This window comes from Sphingomonas sp. (assembly GCF_019635455.1).
Taxonomy (GTDB): Bacteria; Pseudomonadota; Alphaproteobacteria; order Sphingomonadales; family Sphingomonadaceae; genus Sphingomonas.
Map to the genome: position 1 here is coordinate 159357 of NZ_JAHBZJ010000007.1, position 19308 is coordinate 178664.

The following is a 19308-nucleotide window of genomic DNA, read 5'->3' on the forward strand; positions in this document are numbered from 1 at the left end:
AAACACGATATAAAGTTTTCCTTATATGTCGCCCCTAGCGGGCGAAGCGGCGAATGGCAATCGCGATCGCGAACAGCACGGCCGCACTCAGCAGCACCATCCAGTTGCCGATCCGGGCGAACGGTGTCGGCGGCAATGCGACCGGCATGACGGCCTCGATCGCCCGGGCTTCGCCCGGTGCCGCCGCAGCGACCAGCCGGCCGCGCGCGTCGATGATCGCCGATATGCCGGTCGGGGTCGCGCGCAGGATGGGCAGCCCTTCCTCGATCGCGCGCATCCGCGCCTGGGCGAGATGCTGGGGTGGTCCCCAGCGGCCGAACCACGCGTCGTTGGACGGGTTGAACAGGATCGACGGACGATGCGCGGGATCGACCGTCTGGCCCGAAAAGATGATCTCGTAACAGATCTGCATCCCGACCTGCCCGAAGCCGGGGATCGTCATCGTGCGCGGCCCGGGACCCGGATCATAGTCGATTTCGCCCGACACCAGCCGCGACAGGCCCAACGGCTGAAGGATCGCGCGCATCGGCAGATATTCCCCATAGGGGACCAGATGCGCCTTGTCGTACCGGCCGCGGATGCGCCCTTCGGGGTCGATCACGAACACCGAATTGCCCGCCGCATCGAGCACCCTGTCTCCGCCGAACAGCAATGCGGTGCCGCCGACCAGCGCCATGTCGCGCGGCCCCAGCGTCATCGCGATCATCCGGCGCACGGTGCGCGCATCGGCCTTGCTGTACCATTCGGGCGGGTATCCGTCCTCGACCCAGTAATCGACCGACCCCTCGGGCCATACGATCAGCCGGGGCGCCGGCCCGCCCGGCAGGATCGTCGCGCGGTCGTTGGACAGGCGGGTGAGCGCCTCCATCGCCTTGCGCGCATAGGTGCCGTCGAGCGTGGCCTCCTGTCCGATATTGGGCTGGACGACGCGCACGCGTGGCGCGTCGGGCGCGGTCGATGGCGCGGGGCTCGCCGGCGCACCGATCAGCGCGAGCAGGGCGAGCGGCGCGATGACCGCCGCCGCACCGCGCCATTGCCGCACGCTCGCGAGCAGGATCGCGCCCGCCGCCAGCATCGCGACGCCGGACAGCGCATAGGTGCCGATCCACGCCGCCAGCGCGGCGATCCCCGGCACCGGCAGCCATGCAACGCCCAGCGGGTTCCACGGATAGCCGGTGAACATCACGCCGCGCAGCCATTCGGTGACGATCCACGCCGCCGCCGCGGTCAGCACGAACCCGATGTCGATCGGGCGATTGCCCCGGTACCGCCAGGCCAGCCCCATCGCCATCGCGGGATAGACGGCGAGATACAGGGAAAGCAGCACCACGGCGGCATAGCCGAGCACCGGCGGCATCTTGTCCTGATAGTCGAACGCGTGCTGAATCCAGTTATCGCCGACGGTGAAATGGCCAAGCCCGAACAGCCACCCGCGCAGCATCGCCTGGCGCAGTGTCGGCGCCTCATGGGTCAGCCGCAGCAGCAGCGCGAAGCAGGCCAGGCCGACGGCCCACCAGTCGAGCGGGGCGAAGGCGGTCGCCGAAACGGCGCCGGCGACGAGAGCGATCAGGCGGGGACGAGGCAGCATCGCGCACCGCTATCGGGCCGAACCGTGACAGGCGCAAGCATCTGGCGTATTACCCTGCCATTACAGTTCAGGAGCATTCATGGCCGATCCCGTCACCGTCGATATCCCGCACAAGCTGGGCCGCGACGCCGCCCGCGCCCGGCTCGCCGGCGGCGTGGGCAGGATCGGCAACATGATCCCGGGCGGGGCCGCGGTCGATCAGCGGTGGGAAGGCGACACGCTGTTCTTCACCGTCACCGCGCTGGGCCAGCGGGTCGCCAGCCGGCTCGACGTGTTCGACGACCGCGTTCATGCGCAGGTCGATCTGCCGCCGATGCTCGCGCTGTTCGCCGACAAGATTCGCGAGAAGTTGCAGCGTGAGGCGCCCAAGCTGCTCGAATGACGGAACCCGGCCCGGGTCTCGCGCTTTTTCCCGCCGAGGAGATGCGATATGACCCGCCCGGACTTTATCCGGCCGCAGGATGCCCGTTCGTGCCGGGCAGGCTGATGCGGCTTCCCCGACATCCCTGGCCCGCGGTCATCACCGCGCTGTCGGTCACGCTCGGGCTGGGTAGCTGCGCCGGCGCGCTGATCGGTCAATATACGGTGACCGGGATGGCGATTCCGTCGCTCTATGCCGCCAACATTCCCGATCTGGGTGTCGCCGCCGCGCAACAGGTGCCGCCGCACGACGCGCCGGTGCGGGTCGATCCCGAAACGCCGCGTTACCTCAGCGCCAGCTACGGCTTGTCCGACGATTCGGGCTGGGCGCGCAACTGAGCGGCGCCCGTCGCGCTGACCCGCCAGATCCGGTTGCCGACATCGTCGGCGACCAGCAGCGCGCCGGTGCGATCGGCGGTCACCCCGACCGGCCGGCCCATCGCCTCGCCCTTCGCGTTCAGAAAACCGGTGAGCACGTCGATCGGCTTGACCCCCTTGGCGGGCAGCGCGCGCTTGTCGAACGGCACGAACACCACCTTATACCCCGAAACCGGCACCCGGTTCCACGACCCGTGCAGGCCGATAAACGCGCCATTGGCGTAATTGGCGCCGAGGTTCAGGTCCTGCGCAAAGGTGAGGCCAAGCGGTGCGACATGGGGGCCAAGGCCGAAATCGGGCCGCGCGGTATATTCCAGCAGGTCGGGCCGTCCCGGCGTCACCCGCTTGTCGACATAGCCGCCCCAGTAATTCCACGGCCAGCCATAGAAGTCGCCGAAATTGACCTGGGTCAGATAATCGGGGGGCATGTCGGACCCCAGCATGTCGCGCTCGTTCACCACCGCCCATAGCCGTTTCGACGTTGGGTTGATCGCCAGCCCGACCGGATTGCGCAGGCCCGCGGCCATGATCCGGACGCTCTTCGTTTCCGGGTTCACCTCCAGGATCGTCGCGCGGTTCTTTTCGGCGTCCAGCCCGTTTTCGGCGATATTGGACGACGATCCGACGCTGACCAGCAACGTCCCCTCCGGCCCCAGGATCACGTCGCGGGTCCAGTGATTGCCCCCGCCGGGCAGATCGACGACCTTCTCGCCCTTTCCAGTGATCTTCGTCTCGCCCGGCTTGAAGGGAAAGCGGATCAGCGCATTGTGGTTGGCGACGTAGAGCATGTCGCCGACCAGAACCATGCCGAACGGCGAGGCGAGGCCGTTGGACGCGTCGAGCAGCACCGATCGCTGCTCCGCCACGCCGTCGCCATTCGCATCGCGCAGCAACGTGATCCGGTCCGCGCTCGGCACCGCGGCGCCGGCGCGCTTCATCAGGATGTTCATCACCCAGCCGGTGATGCCGCCCCCGTCGCGGGGCGGTGAATTGGTCTCGGCGACCAGCACGTCGCCATTGGGCAGGCGATACAGCCAGCGCGGATGATCCAGCCCCTCGGCAAACCCGTTGACCTGAAGGCCGGTGGCGGCGACCGGCTTGGCGCCCTGTGGCCAGCCGACCGCCTTGGCGACGCCGATCGTGGGAATGCTCTCGACGCGCGGCGTGGTCATTTTCGGAACCCGCCCCGCGACGGCGTTCGCATCCAGTTCGGCGCGGTCCGGACGCAGCGCGAACCAGCCCGCAATGGCGAGCACGACCGCCACCGCCGCCAGCGAAATCAGGATCTTGCGCATCTTCGTCATTCCTCGACGTCCTCGGCCGTTTCGGGCGGATGCAGGCGCAGGCGGCGCACGCGCGTCGCGTCGGCCTCCAGCACCTCCAGCGTCCATCCGCTGGGATGCTTCAGGCACTCGCCCGCCGCCGGCACATGCCCCGCCAGCACGAAGGCCAGGCCGCCCAGCGTCTCGATATCCTCCTCCACCTCGCCCAGGCGCGGATCGATCGCGGCGGCGACATCCTCCAGTTCGGCGCGTGCGTCGGCGTCCCAGCCGCCATCGTCCAGCGGCACGAACAGCGCCTCGGGCGCCTCGTCATGCTCGTCATCGATCTCGCCGACGATTTCCTCGACCAGATCCTCGATCGTGATCAGCCCCTCGGTCCCGGAATATTCGTCCAGCACGATCGCCAGATGGGTGCGACTGGCCTGCATCTGCGCCAGCAGGTCAAGCGTCCCCATCGATTGCGGCACATAAAGCGGCTGGCGCATCAGGCTGGTGATCTTGCTCGGCGGGCCGGCCCCGGCGGCGAGCACCGCGAACACGTCCTTGACGTGGATCATCCCGATCACCTTGTCGAGCTTCTCGCGATAGACGGGCAGGCGGCTGTGGCCCGCCTCGGCGAACAGCTGGACCAGCTCGGAAAAGCTGGTCTTTTCCTCGATCGCGATCACATCGGCGCGGGGAACGCCGACATCGCCCGCGTCGCGCTCGCCGAAATGGAGCAGGTTGCGGAGCATCTTGCGCTCGAGCGGGGAGAGGTCGCCATCAGCCGCCGGCCGTTCGCCGCCGCTCTCGCCCTCGGCCTCGTCGATCGCCTCTTCGATCCGCTCGCGCAGCGTCTCGCCCTGTTCGTCACCGAACAGCAGCGCGCGCAGGCCGCGCCATATTCCGCCTTCGCCGCTACTGTCGCCGTTCCCGTTGGAACCGTCTGCCATTTGGGGGTGTCAGTCCTCTCGAACCAGATAGGGGTCGGGAATGCCCAGCGTTTGCAGGGCGGCGACCTCCATCGCCTCCATTGCATCCGCCTCCGCGTCTCCCAGATGGTCATACCCTAGCAAATGGAGCACGCCATGGACAATCAGGTGCGTGGCGTGATTTTCGACCGACACCTTCTTGTCCGCCGCCTCGGCCGCGCAGACGCCCTGCGCCAGCACGATATCGCCCAGCAGCACCTCGCCATCGTCGCTGTTCTGGGTCAGTGATTCGATCAGATCGGGGGCGATCATCGGAAAGGACAGGACGTTGGTCGACTTGTCCTTTTGCCGATACTGGGCGTTGAGCTGCCGCACCTCGTCATCGCCGGTCAGCCGCACCGCGATCTCGATCGTCGCGGGTCCCGACGCCAGTTCGCCGAACGGGGTCTGCGTCACCGCCGCGACCGCCGCCTTGCCCGCCAGCGCCTCCCAGTCGAGTTCGGGCCAGCCGGCCTCACGCTGCACCGCGACATCAAGCACCGGCGGCCGGCCCTTCATACGCCTCGACGATCCGCCCGACGATCGGGTGGCGGACGACGTCGCCGATGCCGAACCGGATCATCGCCAGCCCGTCGATCCCCTCCAGCTTGTTCACCGCGTCGTTGAGGCCGCTCGCGGCGGTGCCGCCGGGCAGGTCGGTCTGGTTGGGATCGCCGCACACCACCATCCGGCTGTTCTGGCCAAAGCGGGTGAGGAACATCTTCATCTGCATCGGCGTGGTGTTCTGCGCCTCGTCCAGGATCACGAACGCATCGGCGAGGGTGCGGCCGCGCATGAAGGCGATCGGCGCGATCTCGATCTCGCCGCTGGCGATCCGCCGTTCGACCTGTTCGGCGGGCAGGCAGTCGTAGAGCGCGTCGTAGAGCGGGCGCAGATAGGGATCGACCTTGTCCTTCATGTCGCCGGGCAGGAAGCCCAGCCGCTCGCCCGCCTCGACCGCCGGGCGTGACAGGATCAGCCGCTTGACCGATCCGGTGATGAGCTGCGCCACCGCCTGCGCGACGGCGAGGTAGGTCTTGCCGGTTCCCGCCGGGCCAAGCGCGAAGATGATGTCGTTGGAGATTAGCGCGCGCATATAGGCGGTCTGGGTCACCGAACGCGGCACGATCGTCTTGTTGCGCGTGCGGATCATGATCGGCGGCGGCCCGCCGGCATCGTTCTCCGCGCGGATGATGCCGGTCAGCGTCGGTTCGCTCGCCATCGCGACGACCGCATCGATCAGGCCGGTGTCGATCGCTTCGCCGCGGATCACCCGGCTGTGCAATTCCTGTAGGACCTCGCGCGCATGGGCGACCGCCTCCGCGCTTCCCTCGATCACCACGCGCTGCCCGCGGGCATGGATATAGACGCCGAGTCGCTCCTCAAGCGCGAGGATGTTGCTGTCATATTCGCCGAACAGCTGGGGCAGCAGCTGGGGCCGGTCGAAATCGACCTGGACGCGGGATCGTTCGCCCTGCTGGGCGGGGACGGGCTTGCGGCTCATGCGATCCTTTCGAGCGTAAACGCGCGCACGGCGGCGCGAGCGGAGTGGCGATCTGTCGGGGCGGCGGACGACGGCGGGCCAGCCAAGGCCAAACCGGAATGCAGCGCGGAGGTTCCGTTACGCATGTCGTGTACCGAAGGATGGCAGAGCGTTGGTCGATAGAACAGGGAAAATATCGGCCCCGCGCTCATTCCGGTGAGAGGTGACGCACCCTGGCAACACCGTCCGGCGACATGGCGCATCGCTGGCGCGCGCGGCTGGCGGTTTTTTACAAGTCGGTCGCCGGCCCGCTTGTCTGGAAAGTGGCTGCCATCTGAAGGAGATTGCGGATGTTTCTCATCACTATCGGAGTCGGGCTCGCCGCTAGTGCGATGTTTCAGGCGGCCCCATACGCCGTCGGGGACAAGGTCGAGTTCGCCTATCCGCGGCTGACCGCGCCGACCTACTCGGTCGGACAGGATGTCGAGATCCGCTATTATGGCGAATGGGTGCGCGCGCAGGTGACCGAGGTCGCCGATATCGACGGCAAGCAGCAGGTCCGCACCAGCTATCCGGGGCAGACCACTCCGACCCCTTATCTGGTCATGAACAATGTCGAGGATATCCGACTGCCGACGGGCCGGCTGGGCAAGGACCTGACCGTTGGCCGCTACCGTTGTTCCGACGGTGGGTCACGACCGGACCTCGATTTTCGCGTGGCCCAATATGGGCAGTATTCCGATCCCTATGGCGAGAATGCGGGGACGTTCACGACGTCGGGCGACACGATCACCTTTAAAGGGGGCAAGCTCGACAGGCTGACCGGGCAGCAGCTCAAGGATAACCGCTTCTATTTCAATCCGCAGACATCTTGCAGCTACGAAATGGAAAGCTGAGGCTCAGAGGCGGCTGCGTCGATCCGCTCGATCCCTGCGAGCGAATTGGGGCCGGCCTGGACGATCTCGACCTCGACCAGGTCGCCGATCGCGGCGGCGGTTTCCAGATGGACCGACTGGAGCCAGGGCGATTTGCCCAGCATCTGCCCCGGCTTGCGGCCCGGCCGCTCGATCAGGACGGTGCAGGATTTGCCGACGGTCGCCGCGTTGAACGCCGCCTGATCGCGGTTGAGCGCGTCCTGCAACCGCTTCAGCCGCTCATCCATCACCTGCGGCGTGATGAAGCCATCCATTTCCGCCGCCGGCGTGCCGGGACGCGGCGAATATTTGAAGCTGAAACACTGGGCATAGCCGACCGCATCGACCAGGCTCAGCGTGTCTGCGAATTCGTCCTCGGTCTCGCCGGGAAAGCCGACGATGAAATCGCCCGACAGGGCGATGTCGGGCCGCGCGGCACGGACCCGGTCGAGGATGCGCAGATACGAATCGCGGCTGTGGCTGCGGTTCATCGCCTTGAGCACCCGGTCGCTGCCCGATTGCACCGGCAAATGGAGGAACGGCATCAGCTTTTCGACCTCCGCATGGGCGCGGATCAGCCCTTCCTTCATGTCGTTCGGGTGGCTGGTGGTGTAGCGGATGCGGTGCAGCCCATCGATCCGGTCGAGCGCGGCGATCAGGCCGTGCAGTCCGGTGCCGGCGTCGTCGTCCCACGCATTGACGTTCTGGCCGAGCAGCGTGATCTCCTTCGCGCCGGCATCGACCAGCGCCTTCGCCTCGTCCACGATCGCGTCGAACGGGCGGCTGACCTCTGCCCCGCGCGTATAGGGGACGACGCAATAGGTGCAGAATTTGTCGCACCCTTCCTGCACCGTCAGAAACGCGGTCGGCCCGGCCTTGCGCCGTGCGGGCAGCGCGCCGAACTTGGCGATCGCGGGCATATCGGTGTCGAGCGCAAGGCCGCGTGCCGATGCCTGCGCCACCAGATCGGGCAGGTTGTGATAGGCCTGTGGCCCGACCACGACATCCACCTTCGCGCGGCGGGCGATCTCCTCGCCCTCGGCCTGCGCGACGCAGCCGGCGACCGCGACCATCGGCGCCTTGCCATGTTCCTCCGCCGCCGCCTTTCGCACGCGGCCGATCTCCGAATAGACCTTCTCGGTCGCCTTTTCGCGGATGTGACAGGTGTTGAGCACGACCAGGTCGGCGCTTTCGGCATCGGCGGCGGCGGTCATGCCCTGTGCGGCCATCAGCTCGGCCATGCGCTCGCCGTCATAGACGTTCATCTGACAGCCAAAGGATTTGACGTGATAGGTTTTGGGCGCGGAAGTCATGGCGCGGGCCTATAGTGACTTGTCGCCCTCGGCGAAAGCGGCACCGCCCTCCGCCACCTTCGGTCGATGCCTCGCGTCGCCGCAGCCTTGGCTGCTCCGCACGCTCCCCCACCCGGCCACCCGCCAGGATAATCGCCTGGGTGGCCGGGTGGGGAGCGGGCCGGCACCGCGCCCGGGCAAAAGCCCCTCTGGCGTTCCGCGCGTCGCCCCAATAGATAGCGCCCCCAAATGGCACGGATCGAAACCCCCCGGCGCGTGCGCGGCACGCAGGACATCTTTGGCGAGGAGCAGCGCCGCTTCGCCCGCGTGGTCGAGGCGTTCGAGCATGTGCGCAGGCTTTATTGCTTCAGCCAAGTCCAGGTCCCGGTGTTCGAGGCGACGAACGTCTTCGCGCGGAGCATGGGCGAGACCAGCGACGTCGTGTCGAAGGAGATGTACACCTTCCCCGATCGCGGCGACGAACTGCTGACGCTGCGGCCGGAATTCACCGCCGGGATCTGCCGCGCGTACATCACCGAGGGGTGGCAGCAATATGCGCCGCTCAAGCTGACCACGCACGGCCCGGTCTTCCGCTACGAACGCCCGCAAAAGGGCCGCTATCGCCAGTTCCACCAGATCGACGCCGAGATCATCGGCGCCGCCGAGCCGCAGGCCGATGTCGAGCTGCTGACCTTCGCCGACCAGCTGCTCCACGAACTCGGCATCGCCGACGAAGTGACGTTGCAACTGAACACGCTGGGCGACGCGGAAACGCGCGATGCCTGGCGCGCGGCGCTGGTGGCGCATTTCGAGAAGCATCGCGGCGAGCTTTCCGAGGACAGCCTCACCCGGCTCGACAAGAATCCGATGCGCATTCTGGACTCCAAGGACCCGCGCGACCGCCCGATCGCCGACAGCGCACCGGATATCGACGCGTACCTCACCAACGAGGCGGGCGCGTTCTTCGAGGCGGTTCAGAAGGGGTTGCAAGCGGCTGGAGTCACGCCGACGCGGAACGCGAGGCTAGTGCGCGGCCTGGATTACTACCGCCACACCGCGTTCGAATTCGTCACCGACCGCCTCGGCGCGCAGGGGACGGTGCTGGCTGGCGGGCGGTACGATGGACTGATCGGCAATCTGGGCGGGCCGGAGACGCCGGGCGTGGGCTGGGCAGCCGGGATTGAGCGGTTGGGGATGTTGTTGGCGGAGCCGGCGGTTCAGCGGCCTGACATCGTCCTTGCGGTGGAGGACGATCAAGCACTCACTCATGCACTCACTGCCCAGAAGCTGTTCCGAGCGCACGGCTTGTCCGTCGAAACGGTCGCGACCGGCTCTCCGCGCAAGCGCTATGACAAGGCGACCCGGGTTCAGGCGAAGGTGCTGGTGTCGTTCGGTTGGCAGAGTGGTGCGGCTGTCGCCAATAACCGGTCGGTGCCGGGTGCGGAGCTACATGATGTCGTGGAGCAACTGCTGAACGAGCTAGCGGGCCAGTGACAAATCAAAACTCCCGTCGTCACCCCGGCCTTGTGCCGGGGTCCACCGCGCCGCTGGGCGTGACCCTTTGTGCGGAAGCGTCAGCGCTCGCCGATCCGTGGACCCCGGCACAAGGCCGGGGTGACGAGAGGGGGTGGCGATGACCACCATTTCCCCCGAACGGATCGCGCAGATCGAGGCGCGGCGGGATGAGCTGTCGGCGATGATGGCGACAGGCGACCTGCCGTCGGACCGCTTCGTCGCGGTGTCGAAGGAATATGCCGAGCTGGAGCCGGTCGCGGCGGCGGCGGGGGAGGTGCGGCGGCTGCGCGATGAGGCGGCGAGCCTGGCCGAGATGAGCCGCGACGGGGACCCCGAGCTGCGCGCGATGGCCGCCGAGGAGCTGCGCGAGAATGAGGTCGCGCTAGCAAAGGCCGATCATGCGCTCGCGCTCTCGCTGCTCCCCCGCGACGCGGCCGACGAGCGCGCGGCGATGCTCGAAATCCGCGCCGGCACCGGCGGGGACGAGGCGGCGCTGTTCGCCGGCGACCTGCTGCGCATGTACACCCGCTATGCCGAGGCGCAGGGGTGGAAGGTCGAGCCGATCTCCGCCAGCGCATCGGAGGCGGGGGGCTACAAGGAAGTCGTCGTCGGCGTCGCGGGCAAGGGCGTGTTCGCGAAACTCAAGTTCGAAAGCGGCGTCCACCGCGTCCAGCGCGTGCCGGTGACCGAAAGCGGCGGGCGCATCCACACCTCCGCCGCGACCGTCGCGGTGCTGCCCGAGGCGGAGGAGGTCGATGTCGATATCCGGCAGGAGGATCTGCGCATCGATATCTACCGCTCGTCTGGCGCGGGTGGGCAGCACGTCAACACCACCGACAGCGCGGTGCGGCTGACCCACCTCCCTACCGGCATTGTCGTGATCCAGCAGGACCAGCGCAGCCAGCACAAGAACCGCGACAAGGCGATGCAGGTGCTGCGCACGCGCATCTATGAGCTGGAGCGCGAGCGCGCCGCCAGCGAGCGCGCGGGGACGCGCAAATCGATGGTCGGGTCGGGCGACCGCTCCGAACGCATCCGCACCTATAATTTCCCGCAGGGGCGGGTGACCGATCACCGCATCAACCTGACGCTCCACCGCCTGCCCGAAGTCCTGGAGGGCGAGATGGACGAGCTGATCGGCGCGCTGGTGGCGGAGGATGAGGCCGAGCGGCTGGCCGCGCTGGATTCGTGAATGAGGCACGGCCCGATCTGAGCGTCGCGCTGGAGGCGTATCTTGGATATCGCGTGCATCCCTTTCCGGGGAACCATTGGGGCGCGGTCGTCGCGGCGCTTGGGCTGGTGCGCGCTCAGGAAATCGAAGTGCCGATGCTCGGCGTGCTCGCTGATCTTGACGCGATCGAACCCGATTGGCGCCGGCAGTCGCTCGACCAGGCATCGGAGGCAGCGGCGCGCGAGATCAGAGCGCGATATACTGACGTCGATGAGCGTGCAGGCGAGGCTCTGTTTTGGGCGTATGGCTATGGCTATAAATGAGCGGCTCTTCAAAGCCCGTCACCCCGGCCTTGTGCCGGGGTCCACGGTGCCGCGCTTCCGGCGTCTGAGCCTCTTGCGTCGCGCCTCGACGTTCAGTGGCCCCCGGCACAAGTCCGGGGTGACGAGGATGGTGGGGTGAGCGCCGAGACCGTCCGTGCCGCCATTGCCGACGCCGCCACCCGCATCCTATCCGCCACCCCGCGCCTTGATGCCGAGCTGCTGATGGCCCACGCCCTGAACGTCTCGCATCAGGACTTGCTGCTTAAGCATCTCGGCGATTCCGCCCCGGCCGGCTTCGACGCGCTGGTCGCGCGCCGCCTCGCCCACGAACCGGTCGCCTATATCACCGGATCGCGCGGCTTCTGGACCATCGAGATCGGCGTCGGTCCCGGCGTGCTGGTGCCGCGCGCGGACAGCGAGACGCTGATTGAGACGGCGGTCGCGCATTTCGCCGGAGGCGAGAGGCCGAAGCGCGTCCTCGATCTGGGCTGCGGGCCGGGGACGCTGCTGCTCGCCGCGCTTGCCGAATGGCCCGACGCGACCGGTCTGGGAATCGACGCGTCGGATGCCGCGCTCGCTTACGCGCGCCAGAATGCCGCCGCGCTCGGCCTGGCGGATCGGGTCGAGTGGCGGCGCGGCGACTGGGCGAGCGGGATCGACGAGCGCTTCGACCTGATCCTGTGCAACCCGCCCTATATCGGGACCGACGAGGAACTGGGCGCGGAAGTGCGCGACCATGAACCCGCCGAGGCACTGTTCGCGGGCGACGATGGCCTTGCCGACTATCGCCGGATTATCCCCGATCTGCCCCGCCTGCTGGCGCCGGGCGGGATCGCGCTGCTGGAGATCGGGTGGACGCAGGGGCGGGCGGTTTGCGACCTGGTTCGCGAAGCGGGGCTGACCCCGTGCGTGTATCGCGATCTGGGGGATCGCGATCGCGTCGTGGCGGCAAGTTGAACTATCGCGTCGCCGAACCAATATAATGCTTGGAGAAAGTTGCCGCGCGGGCTAAGGATGTCCCCGGACCCGGCGACTTCAGTCCAAGCCATTGAAATCGCGCCGCCGGTCCAATCCAGGGCATGAGCGCTGCTGAATGTCCGGCAGCCATGCAGGGCGCCGCTTCGGATTCGTCCGGTGCGGCGGACGGGGCAACACATCCGGGATCGCTGTTTGATCGATGGCGGATTGAGTAAGGACAGGACACAAGGACGTTGATGAACAATCGTCAGGCGAGCGGCGGACGCCGCCGCGGTCGTGGTGGGCAGCGCCAGCAGGGCGGCAACCCCAATCAGGGTAACCGTATCGACAACCGCGCGCGCGGCAACGCGGCCCAGTTGCTCGAAAAATACAAGAATCTGGCGCGCGATGCCCAGATGCAGGGCGATCGCGTCAATACCGAATATTATCTCCAGTTCGCGGATCATTATTTCCGCGTGCTGGCCGAAAGCCGCTCGCGCTTCGAGGAGCAGGATCGTCAGCGCCGCAACCGCGACGATTTTGACGGCGACGACGAGGATGAGTTCGACGAGGGCTCGGAAGGTGTCCGCGCGAATGAGAGCGATGCCGGCGACGAGGGCGATCGCGGACAGGATCGCGGTGACCGCCGCGACAATCGCGAGTCGAACCGCGATCAGCGCCGGGGCCGTGACCGCAACGAGCGTAACGACCGGAGCGAGCGCCGCGACCGCAAGGGCGGCGACGCCGACGAAGCGGGCGCGCCGGTCGCCGCCAATGAGGATGAGGCCCCCCGCGACGAACAGCCGCGCCGCCGCCGCGGGCGTCCCGCCCGTGACGACGCGCGTGACGCAGGCAGGGATGCGGAGGCGAGCGGTATCGCCGACGTGCTTCCCCCCGCGCTCGGCGTCGAAGGCGAGCCGGTGGCCGAGGCCAAGCCGCGCCGTCGGCGGCTGAAGAAGGACGAGGGAGAGGCCGCAGCGGCCGAATAATCCCCATCTCTGTGCAGGAAATCGAGGCCGGTCCGTCACTTGCGGGCCGGCCTTTTTCGTTGCACCGCGGGATTGTCCGTTGACAGTCAGGGCTGCTTCGCGATGCTTGCGGTCCGGCAGATCGGTAGGGGAAGCAGGATGCGGCGACTGACCTTGGCTCTTGCGACGGCTGCTGCCGTACTTCCCGGCGGCGCGGTGCTGGCCCAGTCGGCGCAGGGCGACGTCGCGGTCACCATCTACAACAACAATCTCGCGCTGGTGCAGGACAAGCGCCAGCTGAACCTTCCCTCGGGCAAGTCGAAACAGGATTTTCCCGACGTGTCGGCACAGATCCGCCCCGAAACGGTGACCCTCGCCGCGCCCGGCGCGACGATCGTCGAACAGAATTTCGATTTCGACCTGCTTTCGCCCGAGGCGCTGATGGAAAAGGCGGTGGGACAGAATGTCACCATCGTCCGCAACGGGCAGAGCCTGCCGGCGAAGATCCTGGCCTATAATGACGGCACGGTGGTCGAAATCGGTGGCCGGATCGAGGTGCTGGGGAAGGACGACCGGGTGATCTTCCCCTCGCTGCCGCCCTCGCTGCGCGCGCGGCCGACATTGTCGGTGACGCTGGACGCCGATCGCGCGGGGACGCGCCCGGTGACGCTCAGCTACCTGACCAGCGGGATGGGCTGGAAATCGGATTATGTCGCGCTGTTCGACGAAAAGGCGGGAAAGATCGACGTTCAGGGCTGGCTGACGCTCACCAACCGTAGCGGCACCACCTACAGCAACGCCAACACGCTGCTGGTCGCCGGCGCGGTCGGCAGCGGCGGGCGCGGCATGGGATCGGTGATGGAGCCGGGAACCGAAACCGCGGGCCGCGAACGGATCGGCGATTTCTACGTCTATCCGATCCCGGGCCGGGTCACGATCGCCGAACGCCAGCAGAAGCAGGTCAGCTTCCTCGACGTCGCCGGCGCCCCGGCGGCAAAGGCCTATGCCTATCGCAATGGCTGGCTGGGCCGGCAGGATCAGCCGCGCAGCGTCGATACCGTGCTGCGCTTCTCGTCGTCAAAGGATGGCGGGCTGGGCGACGCGCTCCCCGCCGGCACTGTGCGCATCTATATGCGCGACGCGCGCGGGGCGCCCCAGTTCATCGGCGAGAATGCGATTCCGCACACCCCGATGGGATCACGGATCGCGATCCGCACCGGCGAAGCGTTCGATGTGAAGGTAAAGGCCGTGGTGCAGACCCGCGAACGGGTGAACAGCAGCAAGTGGCGCACGACGATGGTCTATACGCTGACCAACGCCAAGCCGGAGCCGGTGACGGTCGAACTGTCGCAGGCGGGTCTCGACAATTGGTGGAAGGACACCCGAATCCTCAACGAGACCCAGGCGAGCGAGCGGGTCAGCGCCGACGAAGCGCTGTGGAAGGTGGCCGTCCCCGCCAATGGCGAGGCGAGCGTCACCGCGACCTTCGAAACCCGCTACTGAGCGCGGCGGTGCGGGCGATCCGCACGGCTGCCCTCGCCCTTGCCCTGGTGGCGGGGGCCGTCGGCGCGCATGCACAGGAGGTGCAGACCTCCTCCGCGCCGGAGAAGGTCGCGGTCACCATCTATCGCGCGCCCTATCGCAGCGCGGATACGCCGATCAGCCTCAGCTATCTGGGCGGCTACGCGCTCATCACCGAAACGCGCACGATACAGGTTCCGCAGGGAAGGGCGGTGATCCGGTTCGAGGGGGTGGCCTCGGGCATCCTGCCCGAAAGCGCGATCGTCACCGGCCTGCCCGCCGGCGTCCGGGAAAAGAATCTCGACGGCGACCTGCTCTCGCCCGCCAGCCTGTACAAGCGCGGCTTCGCGCGTCCGGTGACGCTGCGCCGCATGCGCGACGGCAAGGTGGTGGAGGAGCGGGCGATCATCCGATCCGGGCCGGACGGCGCCGCGATCGTCGAAACCGAACGCGGGATCGAGGCGCTCAATTGCGGCCCCACCGACGATTCGATCGCCTATGACGGCGTTCCCGCCGGATTGTCGGCGCGGCCGACGCTGTCGGTCGAACTCGATTCGCCCCGCGCCGGGACCGCGCAGGTCACCTTGTCCTACCTCGCCTGGGGGTTCGACTGGCAGGCCAATTATGTCGCGACCCTGGCGGAGGGGGCGAAGCGCGCCGACCTGTTCGCCTGGGTCACGCTGGCGAGCACCGACATGACCAGCTTCGCCGATGCCGACACGATGGTGGTCGCCGGCCGGATCAACCGGACGACCGGCCGCACGTCCAACCCGTTCGAAAGTGCGGACCGGCTCGAATTCCAATGCTATCTGCCCGACCGGGGGAATGGCGGCCCGCCGCCACCCCCGCCGCCGCCTCCACCCCCGCCGCCCGCGCCGGTGATGGCCGCCCCGATGATGGAAGACCGGGTGGTGGTCACCGCCTCTCGCGTGCGGAAGGTGGAGCAGGAGGATCTTGGCGACCTCAAGGCGTATCGCGTGCCGGAGCCCACCACCGTTGCCGCCAAATCGCAAAAGCAGGTGGCGATGCTGAGCAAGGACGCGGTTCCGGTGACCATCGTCTATGGATCGCAGATCGGTTTCTATGGTGCCGGCCAGCCGCGCATCGTGGTGCGCGCGGTCAACAAGGCGGACAAGGGCCTGGGCCTGCCGCTGCCCGCCGGACAGGTCGCGTTGTTCGAACGGACCGGTAGCCGCGCATTGCTGATCGGCGAATCATCGACCGACGACAAGGCGATCGGCGAGGAGGTCGAACTCAAGTTCGACGGGGCGGCCAATGTCGCGGTCCAGCATCGCAAGCTGACCGTTACCGACAAGGCGCATGCATTCGAACTGACCGTGACCAACGCGAACCCCTTTGCGGTCCGATTCGAGGGTGATTTCGACATCGATCCGCAATTGATGACCGCATCGTCGGCGCGGCTGGAAAAGAAGAACGGCCGCAATCTGTGGGCGGTCAGTGTCCCCGCGAACGGATCGGTGAAGCTGACCTATACGGTCACGCTGCCCCGCTAGGACGGATCGACCCGCGGCGCCGTCGGCATCTCAGTCGCGATCGTCCCGATTCGATCCGTCGGCGCGCGCGTCATGACCACTTCCCGAACTCAGGAAGATCAGGCCCATCAGCGCGCCGGCCAGCAGGACGGACAGGCCGATCCCGATCGCCATCGCGATCGATGCGTGGAGCTGGAACGCGCCGACCGACACATACAGGCCGATCACCGCCGCCACCGAGGAGGCGAGCGCGGCCAGCGCGGCGATGCCGAACATGCGGCGGTAGCGGCGCCAGGCGAGGCGCGCATAATCGGGATCGTCGAGATTCGGCTTCATGCCCTTTCAATTGGCCTCGATTCGTGTGACTCTCAACCGCCTCAAACAGGAACAAGGAGACTGGCGATGACGATCGCGGCGATCCTGGGCGGCAAGGGGACGGATGTCACTACCATCGATGGCGGGCAATCGGTGCGCGATGCGGTCGCGCTGCTGTCCGCGCGGCGAATCGGCGCGGTGCCGGTGGTCGAGGGTGGAACGGTGGTCGGCATCTTTTCCGAACGCGATGTGATCCGATGCCTCGAACACGCAGGTGCGGGCGCGCTCGACCAGCAGGTGCGGATGGTGATGACCGCGCCGGCGATCACGGTGACGCGGGACGAGCCGGTGCTGGCGGCATTGTCGCTGATGACCCGCCGGCGCATTCGCCACCTGCCGGTGGTGGAGAATGGCGCGCTGCTCGGCTTTGTGTCGATTGGCGATCTGGTGAAGCACCGGATCGACCGGATCGAGGCCGAGGCGGATCAGATGCGCGCCTATATCCAGCAGGTGTAGCGGCGCCGGCGCGGGCCGGCGCCCCCGGACGATCACTGCCGGATCATCGCGATCGCATCCGTGACCGTTTCGCGCGCGAAGATCAGCAGCCACGCGCCATAGGTGCATGCCCCGGTCGCCCCGAGCAGCATCAGTTGTGCCAGCGGCGGCATCGTCGGCGGCAGTGCGTGGTCGAGCAGCCCGACGATCAGCGCCATGCCGGTCGCGGCCGTGGCCGGCGGCACGATCGCCGCGATCCACGCGCGCCAGGCCAGGCCGATCACCGGCAGCGATCGCGCGGCGGTCAGCGCGAGAAAGATCGGCCATGCCGCGATCCACGCCACCGCCATGCCCATGATGCCCCAATGCACCGCAATCAGGAATGCGCCGGGCAACAGCACCGCGCCGATCGCGGCGGTCTGCGCGCCGATGCCCGGACGTCCCCGCGCGTCGGTCGCGGGCGCGAACAGGATCTGGAGCGTCATGAACGGCATCGCCAGCGCGAGCAGCCGGACGATCGGTGCCGCCTCGGCCCATTTCGCGCCCAGCGCGACCGCCACCACCGGCTCCGCGACAACGGCGAGACCAAGGTAGAAGGGCATCGCCACCACCAGGATGAGTCGTGCCGATCGGGCAAAGGCGCTCGCCGCGCCCGCCGCATCGTCCTGCATCCGCGCATAGGCGGAAAAGGCGACCTCGTTCAGTGCCGGCACGAATTTCTGCACCAGGATCTGGGTCAGGAAGATGCTGGTCGTATAGATGCCCAGCCAGTGCGGATCGAACAGCCGTCCGGCGATGAAGATGTCGGCCTGGCTCTGCACGAACCAGAACAGCTGTCCCGCGGCCAGCACCCCGCCATAGCGCGCGATGCCGCCGGCTCCGCGAAAGTCGAAACTGGGCCAGATCAGCGACCCCGCCGCCCAGGTCATGCCGATCGCGCGCGTGGCGAACAGGATGATCGGCGCCAGCACCAGCGTCCACACCCCCATTCCCGCGCCCGCGCCCGCGAGCGCGGCGAGCGCGCCGGCGACGGACGAGGCCAGATTGACCTGCGCCTGCCTGCGGAAATCCATCGCCCGGGCAAGCAGCGCATAGGGGAGCGCGATGAACGGCGTCGCGAGATAGAGCAGCGCCTGCACCCGCAGCAGATCGGCCACCATCGGCTGCCGGTAATAGGCGGCGGCCAGCGGCGCCATTGCCACCTGCGTCGCGCCGAGCGCTAGGTTCAGCAGCAGCAGCATCCCGAACAGCTGGCGAATCGCGCGTGTATCGATCTGTGGCCGCTGAATGATCGCGCTCGCCAGACCATAGCCGTTGAGCATGTTGAGCAGGACGAGAATCACCTGCGTCATCGCGAACAGCCCGTAATCCGACGGGCTGAGCAGGCGAATCACGACGAAGGTGGAGGCCCAGGCGACGATCTGGCCGAGAATCTGTGTTCCCGAACGCCAGATCACCGCGCTGCGCACCTGATTCCGCAGCGATTCTGTGGCCCGATTCGATGATTCGGCGGTCGATTCGATCATCCCGATGGCATAGCGGAGACCTGTTTACGGCCCGTAAAGCGCGGATTTCTGCGGGTTTGCGGCGATTTGAAATAAAAATGCAAAAAGGTTGTTGACCGAATCCAACACCACGCATAGAAGCCACTCCACCGACGCGGTGAGCCACACGGTTCGCTTCGACGGTCACCAAAAACCAGGCGCCAGACCGCCCCACTAAAAAAGGGGTTAGGTAAGGCGTCGGTCTTTTGCGCTCTTTGACATTGTGATTTTGATGAAGGGACATGTGGGCGGCGGCCCCGGGTCCGACAGCTTCTAGGTGTCGGAAACTCGGTAAAACCAAGCCGTTCCAACGTTCTCGTGCTTCGGCGCGGGAATGTGAAACATGTCCTACACGTTTCCATTACGTGAAAGATTTGTGCAGGAACGGCTCCTAGAAATGAGCTGCATCCTCGGGGTTATTCCGCCTCGTTGATGTGGAACATCAAACTTGAGAGTTTGATCCTGGCTCAGAACGAACGCTGGCGGCATGCCTAACACATGCAAGTCGAACGAGACCTTCGGGTCTAGTGGCGCACGGGTGCGTAACGCGTGGGAATCTGCCCTTGGGTTCGGAATAACTCGCCGAAAGGCGTGCTAATACCGGATGATGTCGTAAGACCAAAGATTTATCGCCCAAGGATGAGCCCGCGTAGGATTAGCTTGTTGGTGAGGTAAAAGCTCACCAAGGCGACGATCCT

The 19308-nt window shown here is 66.9% G+C and carries 19 protein-coding genes and 1 rRNA gene; 12 read left to right on the forward strand and 8 right to left on the reverse strand.

The genetic code is table 11. The annotated features are described in order from the left end of the window. Positions 1 to 34: 34 nt before the first annotated feature. On the reverse strand, positions 35 to 1588 hold the full coding sequence (gene lnt / locus KF783_RS10595) for an apolipoprotein N-acyltransferase (protein WP_294079102.1): 1554 nt from the start codon (positions 1586 to 1588) through the stop codon (positions 35 to 37). A 79-nt stretch (positions 1589 to 1667) separates the two neighbouring features. Between lnt and KF783_RS10600 the strand changes: the two genes are divergently transcribed. Further along, complete coding sequence (locus KF783_RS10600; RefSeq protein ID WP_294079105.1) at positions 1668 to 1970, forward strand: polyhydroxyalkanoic acid system family protein; 303 nt, start codon at positions 1668 to 1670, stop codon at positions 1968 to 1970. Beyond that, positions 1967 to 2347, forward strand: coding sequence for a hypothetical protein (locus tag KF783_RS10605; RefSeq protein WP_294079106.1), 381 nt, complete (start codon positions 1967 to 1969; stop codon positions 2345 to 2347). The genes KF783_RS10600 and KF783_RS10605 overlap by 4 nt, the downstream gene beginning before the upstream one ends. Here the strand turns inward: KF783_RS10605 and KF783_RS10610 are convergent. From KF783_RS10610 to KF783_RS10625, 4 genes are read right to left on the reverse strand one after another with little or no spacing between them, the layout of a single operon-like run. Further along, on the reverse strand, positions 2308 to 3681 hold the full coding sequence (locus KF783_RS10610; protein ID WP_294079107.1) for a sorbosone dehydrogenase family protein: 1374 nt from the start codon (positions 3679 to 3681) through the stop codon (positions 2308 to 2310). The two genes, KF783_RS10605 and KF783_RS10610, sit on opposite strands and share 40 nt — an antisense overlap. 5 nt (positions 3682 to 3686) lie before the next feature. Further along, positions 3687 to 4601 (reverse strand): hemolysin family protein, encoded by a 915-nt coding sequence (locus KF783_RS10615; RefSeq protein WP_294079109.1) that lies wholly within the window; start codon positions 4599 to 4601, stop codon positions 3687 to 3689. Positions 4602 to 4610: 9 nt separating this feature from the next. Further along, entirely contained in the window at positions 4611 to 5120 is a 510-nt protein-coding gene (gene ybeY / locus KF783_RS10620) for an rRNA maturation RNase YbeY (protein WP_294079144.1), read from the reverse strand. Beyond that, positions 5113 to 6123: a PhoH family protein gene (locus tag KF783_RS10625; RefSeq protein ID WP_294079111.1), complete on the reverse strand. Its 1011-nt coding sequence runs from the start codon at positions 6121 to 6123 to the stop codon at positions 5113 to 5115. Before KF783_RS10625 ends, ybeY begins: the two co-directional genes overlap by 8 nt. 329 nt (positions 6124 to 6452) lie before the next feature. On the opposite strand from KF783_RS10625, the gene KF783_RS10630 reads away from it, so the two are divergent. Continuing rightward, positions 6453 to 6998, forward strand: coding sequence for a hypothetical protein (locus tag KF783_RS10630; RefSeq protein WP_294079113.1), 546 nt, complete (start codon positions 6453 to 6455; stop codon positions 6996 to 6998). On the opposite strand, the gene miaB is transcribed toward KF783_RS10630, so the two are convergent. Continuing rightward, positions 6980 to 8329 carry a tRNA (N6-isopentenyl adenosine(37)-C2)-methylthiotransferase MiaB gene (miaB, locus tag KF783_RS10635; protein ID WP_294079115.1) on the reverse strand — a complete coding sequence of 450 codons (1350 nt, stop codon included), beginning with the start codon at positions 8327 to 8329 and terminating at the stop codon, positions 6980 to 6982. The genes KF783_RS10630 and miaB overlap by 19 nt on opposite strands. A gap of 228 nt (positions 8330 to 8557) precedes the next feature. On the opposite strand from miaB, the gene hisS reads away from it, so the two are divergent. The 7 genes from hisS to KF783_RS10670 all read left to right on the forward strand — a co-directional run bounded on the left by hisS (position 8558) and on the right by KF783_RS10670 (position 16277). Beyond that, positions 8558 to 9802 carry a histidine--tRNA ligase gene (hisS, locus tag KF783_RS10640; protein WP_294079117.1) on the forward strand — a complete coding sequence of 415 codons (1245 nt, stop codon included), beginning with the start codon at positions 8558 to 8560 and terminating at the stop codon, positions 9800 to 9802. A 139-nt stretch (positions 9803 to 9941) separates the two neighbouring features. Next, positions 9942 to 11015: a peptide chain release factor 1 gene (gene prfA, locus KF783_RS10645; protein WP_294079118.1), complete on the forward strand. Its 1074-nt coding sequence runs from the start codon at positions 9942 to 9944 to the stop codon at positions 11013 to 11015. Then, entirely contained in the window at positions 11012 to 11317 is a 306-nt protein-coding gene (locus KF783_RS10650; protein WP_294079119.1) for a hypothetical protein, read from the forward strand. Before prfA ends, KF783_RS10650 begins: the two co-directional genes overlap by 4 nt. Positions 11318 to 11452: 135 nt before the next feature. After that, entirely contained in the window at positions 11453 to 12274 is an 822-nt protein-coding gene (gene prmC, locus KF783_RS10655; RefSeq protein ID WP_294079121.1) for a peptide chain release factor N(5)-glutamine methyltransferase, read from the forward strand. A gap of 257 nt (positions 12275 to 12531) precedes the next feature. Further along, positions 12532 to 13263, forward strand: a complete 732-nt coding sequence (locus tag KF783_RS10660; RefSeq protein ID WP_294079123.1) for a DUF4167 domain-containing protein — start codon at positions 12532 to 12534, stop codon at positions 13261 to 13263. Positions 13264 to 13401: 138 nt separating this feature from the next. Then, complete coding sequence (locus tag KF783_RS10665; RefSeq protein WP_294079125.1) at positions 13402 to 14745, forward strand: DUF4139 domain-containing protein; 1344 nt, start codon at positions 13402 to 13404, stop codon at positions 14743 to 14745. A gap of 8 nt (positions 14746 to 14753) precedes the next feature. Continuing rightward, positions 14754 to 16277 carry a hypothetical protein gene (locus tag KF783_RS10670; RefSeq protein WP_294079127.1) on the forward strand — a complete coding sequence of 508 codons (1524 nt, stop codon included), beginning with the start codon at positions 14754 to 14756 and terminating at the stop codon, positions 16275 to 16277. A 30-nt stretch (positions 16278 to 16307) separates the two neighbouring features. On the opposite strand, the gene KF783_RS10675 is transcribed toward KF783_RS10670, so the two are convergent. Continuing rightward, positions 16308 to 16592 carry a hypothetical protein gene (locus KF783_RS10675; protein ID WP_294079129.1) on the reverse strand — a complete coding sequence of 95 codons (285 nt, stop codon included), beginning with the start codon at positions 16590 to 16592 and terminating at the stop codon, positions 16308 to 16310. A 66-nt stretch (positions 16593 to 16658) separates the two neighbouring features. Here KF783_RS10675 and KF783_RS10680 point away from each other — a divergent pair, with 66 nt between their 5' ends. Continuing rightward, on the forward strand, positions 16659 to 17087 hold the full coding sequence (locus KF783_RS10680; protein ID WP_294079132.1) for a CBS domain-containing protein: 429 nt from the start codon (positions 16659 to 16661) through the stop codon (positions 17085 to 17087). A gap of 32 nt (positions 17088 to 17119) precedes the next feature. Here the strand turns inward: KF783_RS10680 and KF783_RS10685 are convergent, their stop codons facing one another. Then, positions 17120 to 18592 (reverse strand): lipopolysaccharide biosynthesis protein, encoded by a 1473-nt coding sequence (locus KF783_RS10685; protein ID WP_294079134.1) that lies wholly within the window; start codon positions 18590 to 18592, stop codon positions 17120 to 17122. 462 nt (positions 18593 to 19054) lie between these two features. Between KF783_RS10685 and KF783_RS10690 the strand changes: the two genes are divergently transcribed. Beyond that, positions 19055 to 19308 (forward strand): 16S ribosomal RNA (locus KF783_RS10690); the annotation flags it as partial.

Bases quoted from the DNA above. Each gene is read 5' to 3' on its own strand.
- KF783_RS10685 (WP_294079134.1), bottom strand. From the start codon at position 18,592: ATGATCGAATCGACCGCCGAATCATCGAATCGGGCCACAGAATCGCTG.
- KF783_RS10630 (WP_294079113.1), top strand. From the start codon at position 6,453: ATGTTTCTCATCACTATCGGAGTCGGGCTCGCCGCTAGTGCGATGTTT.
- KF783_RS10675 (WP_294079129.1), bottom strand. From the start codon at position 16,592: ATGAAGCCGAATCTCGACGATCCCGATTATGCGCGCCTCGCCTGGCGC.
- lnt (WP_294079102.1), bottom strand. From the start codon at position 1,588: ATGCTGCCTCGTCCCCGCCTGATCGCTCTCGTCGCCGGCGCCGTTTCG.
- miaB (WP_294079115.1), bottom strand. From the start codon at position 8,329: ATGACTTCCGCGCCCAAAACCTATCACGTCAAATCCTTTGGCTGTCAG.
- KF783_RS10600 (WP_294079105.1), top strand. From the start codon at position 1,668: ATGGCCGATCCCGTCACCGTCGATATCCCGCACAAGCTGGGCCGCGAC.
- KF783_RS10605 (WP_294079106.1), top strand. From the start codon at position 1,967: ATGACGGAACCCGGCCCGGGTCTCGCGCTTTTTCCCGCCGAGGAGATG.
- KF783_RS10665 (WP_294079125.1), top strand. From the start codon at position 13,402: ATGCGGCGACTGACCTTGGCTCTTGCGACGGCTGCTGCCGTACTTCCC.
- KF783_RS10625 (WP_294079111.1), bottom strand. From the start codon at position 6,123: ATGAGCCGCAAGCCCGTCCCCGCCCAGCAGGGCGAACGATCCCGCGTC.
- hisS (WP_294079117.1), top strand. From the start codon at position 8,558: ATGGCACGGATCGAAACCCCCCGGCGCGTGCGCGGCACGCAGGACATC.
- KF783_RS10615 (WP_294079109.1), bottom strand. From the start codon at position 4,601: ATGGCAGACGGTTCCAACGGGAACGGCGACAGTAGCGGCGAAGGCGGA.
- KF783_RS10680 (WP_294079132.1), top strand. From the start codon at position 16,659: ATGACGATCGCGGCGATCCTGGGCGGCAAGGGGACGGATGTCACTACC.
- prfA (WP_294079118.1), top strand. From the start codon at position 9,942: ATGACCACCATTTCCCCCGAACGGATCGCGCAGATCGAGGCGCGGCGG.
- KF783_RS10610 (WP_294079107.1), bottom strand. From the start codon at position 3,681: ATGCGCAAGATCCTGATTTCGCTGGCGGCGGTGGCGGTCGTGCTCGCC.
- KF783_RS10660 (WP_294079123.1), top strand. From the start codon at position 12,532: ATGAACAATCGTCAGGCGAGCGGCGGACGCCGCCGCGGTCGTGGTGGG.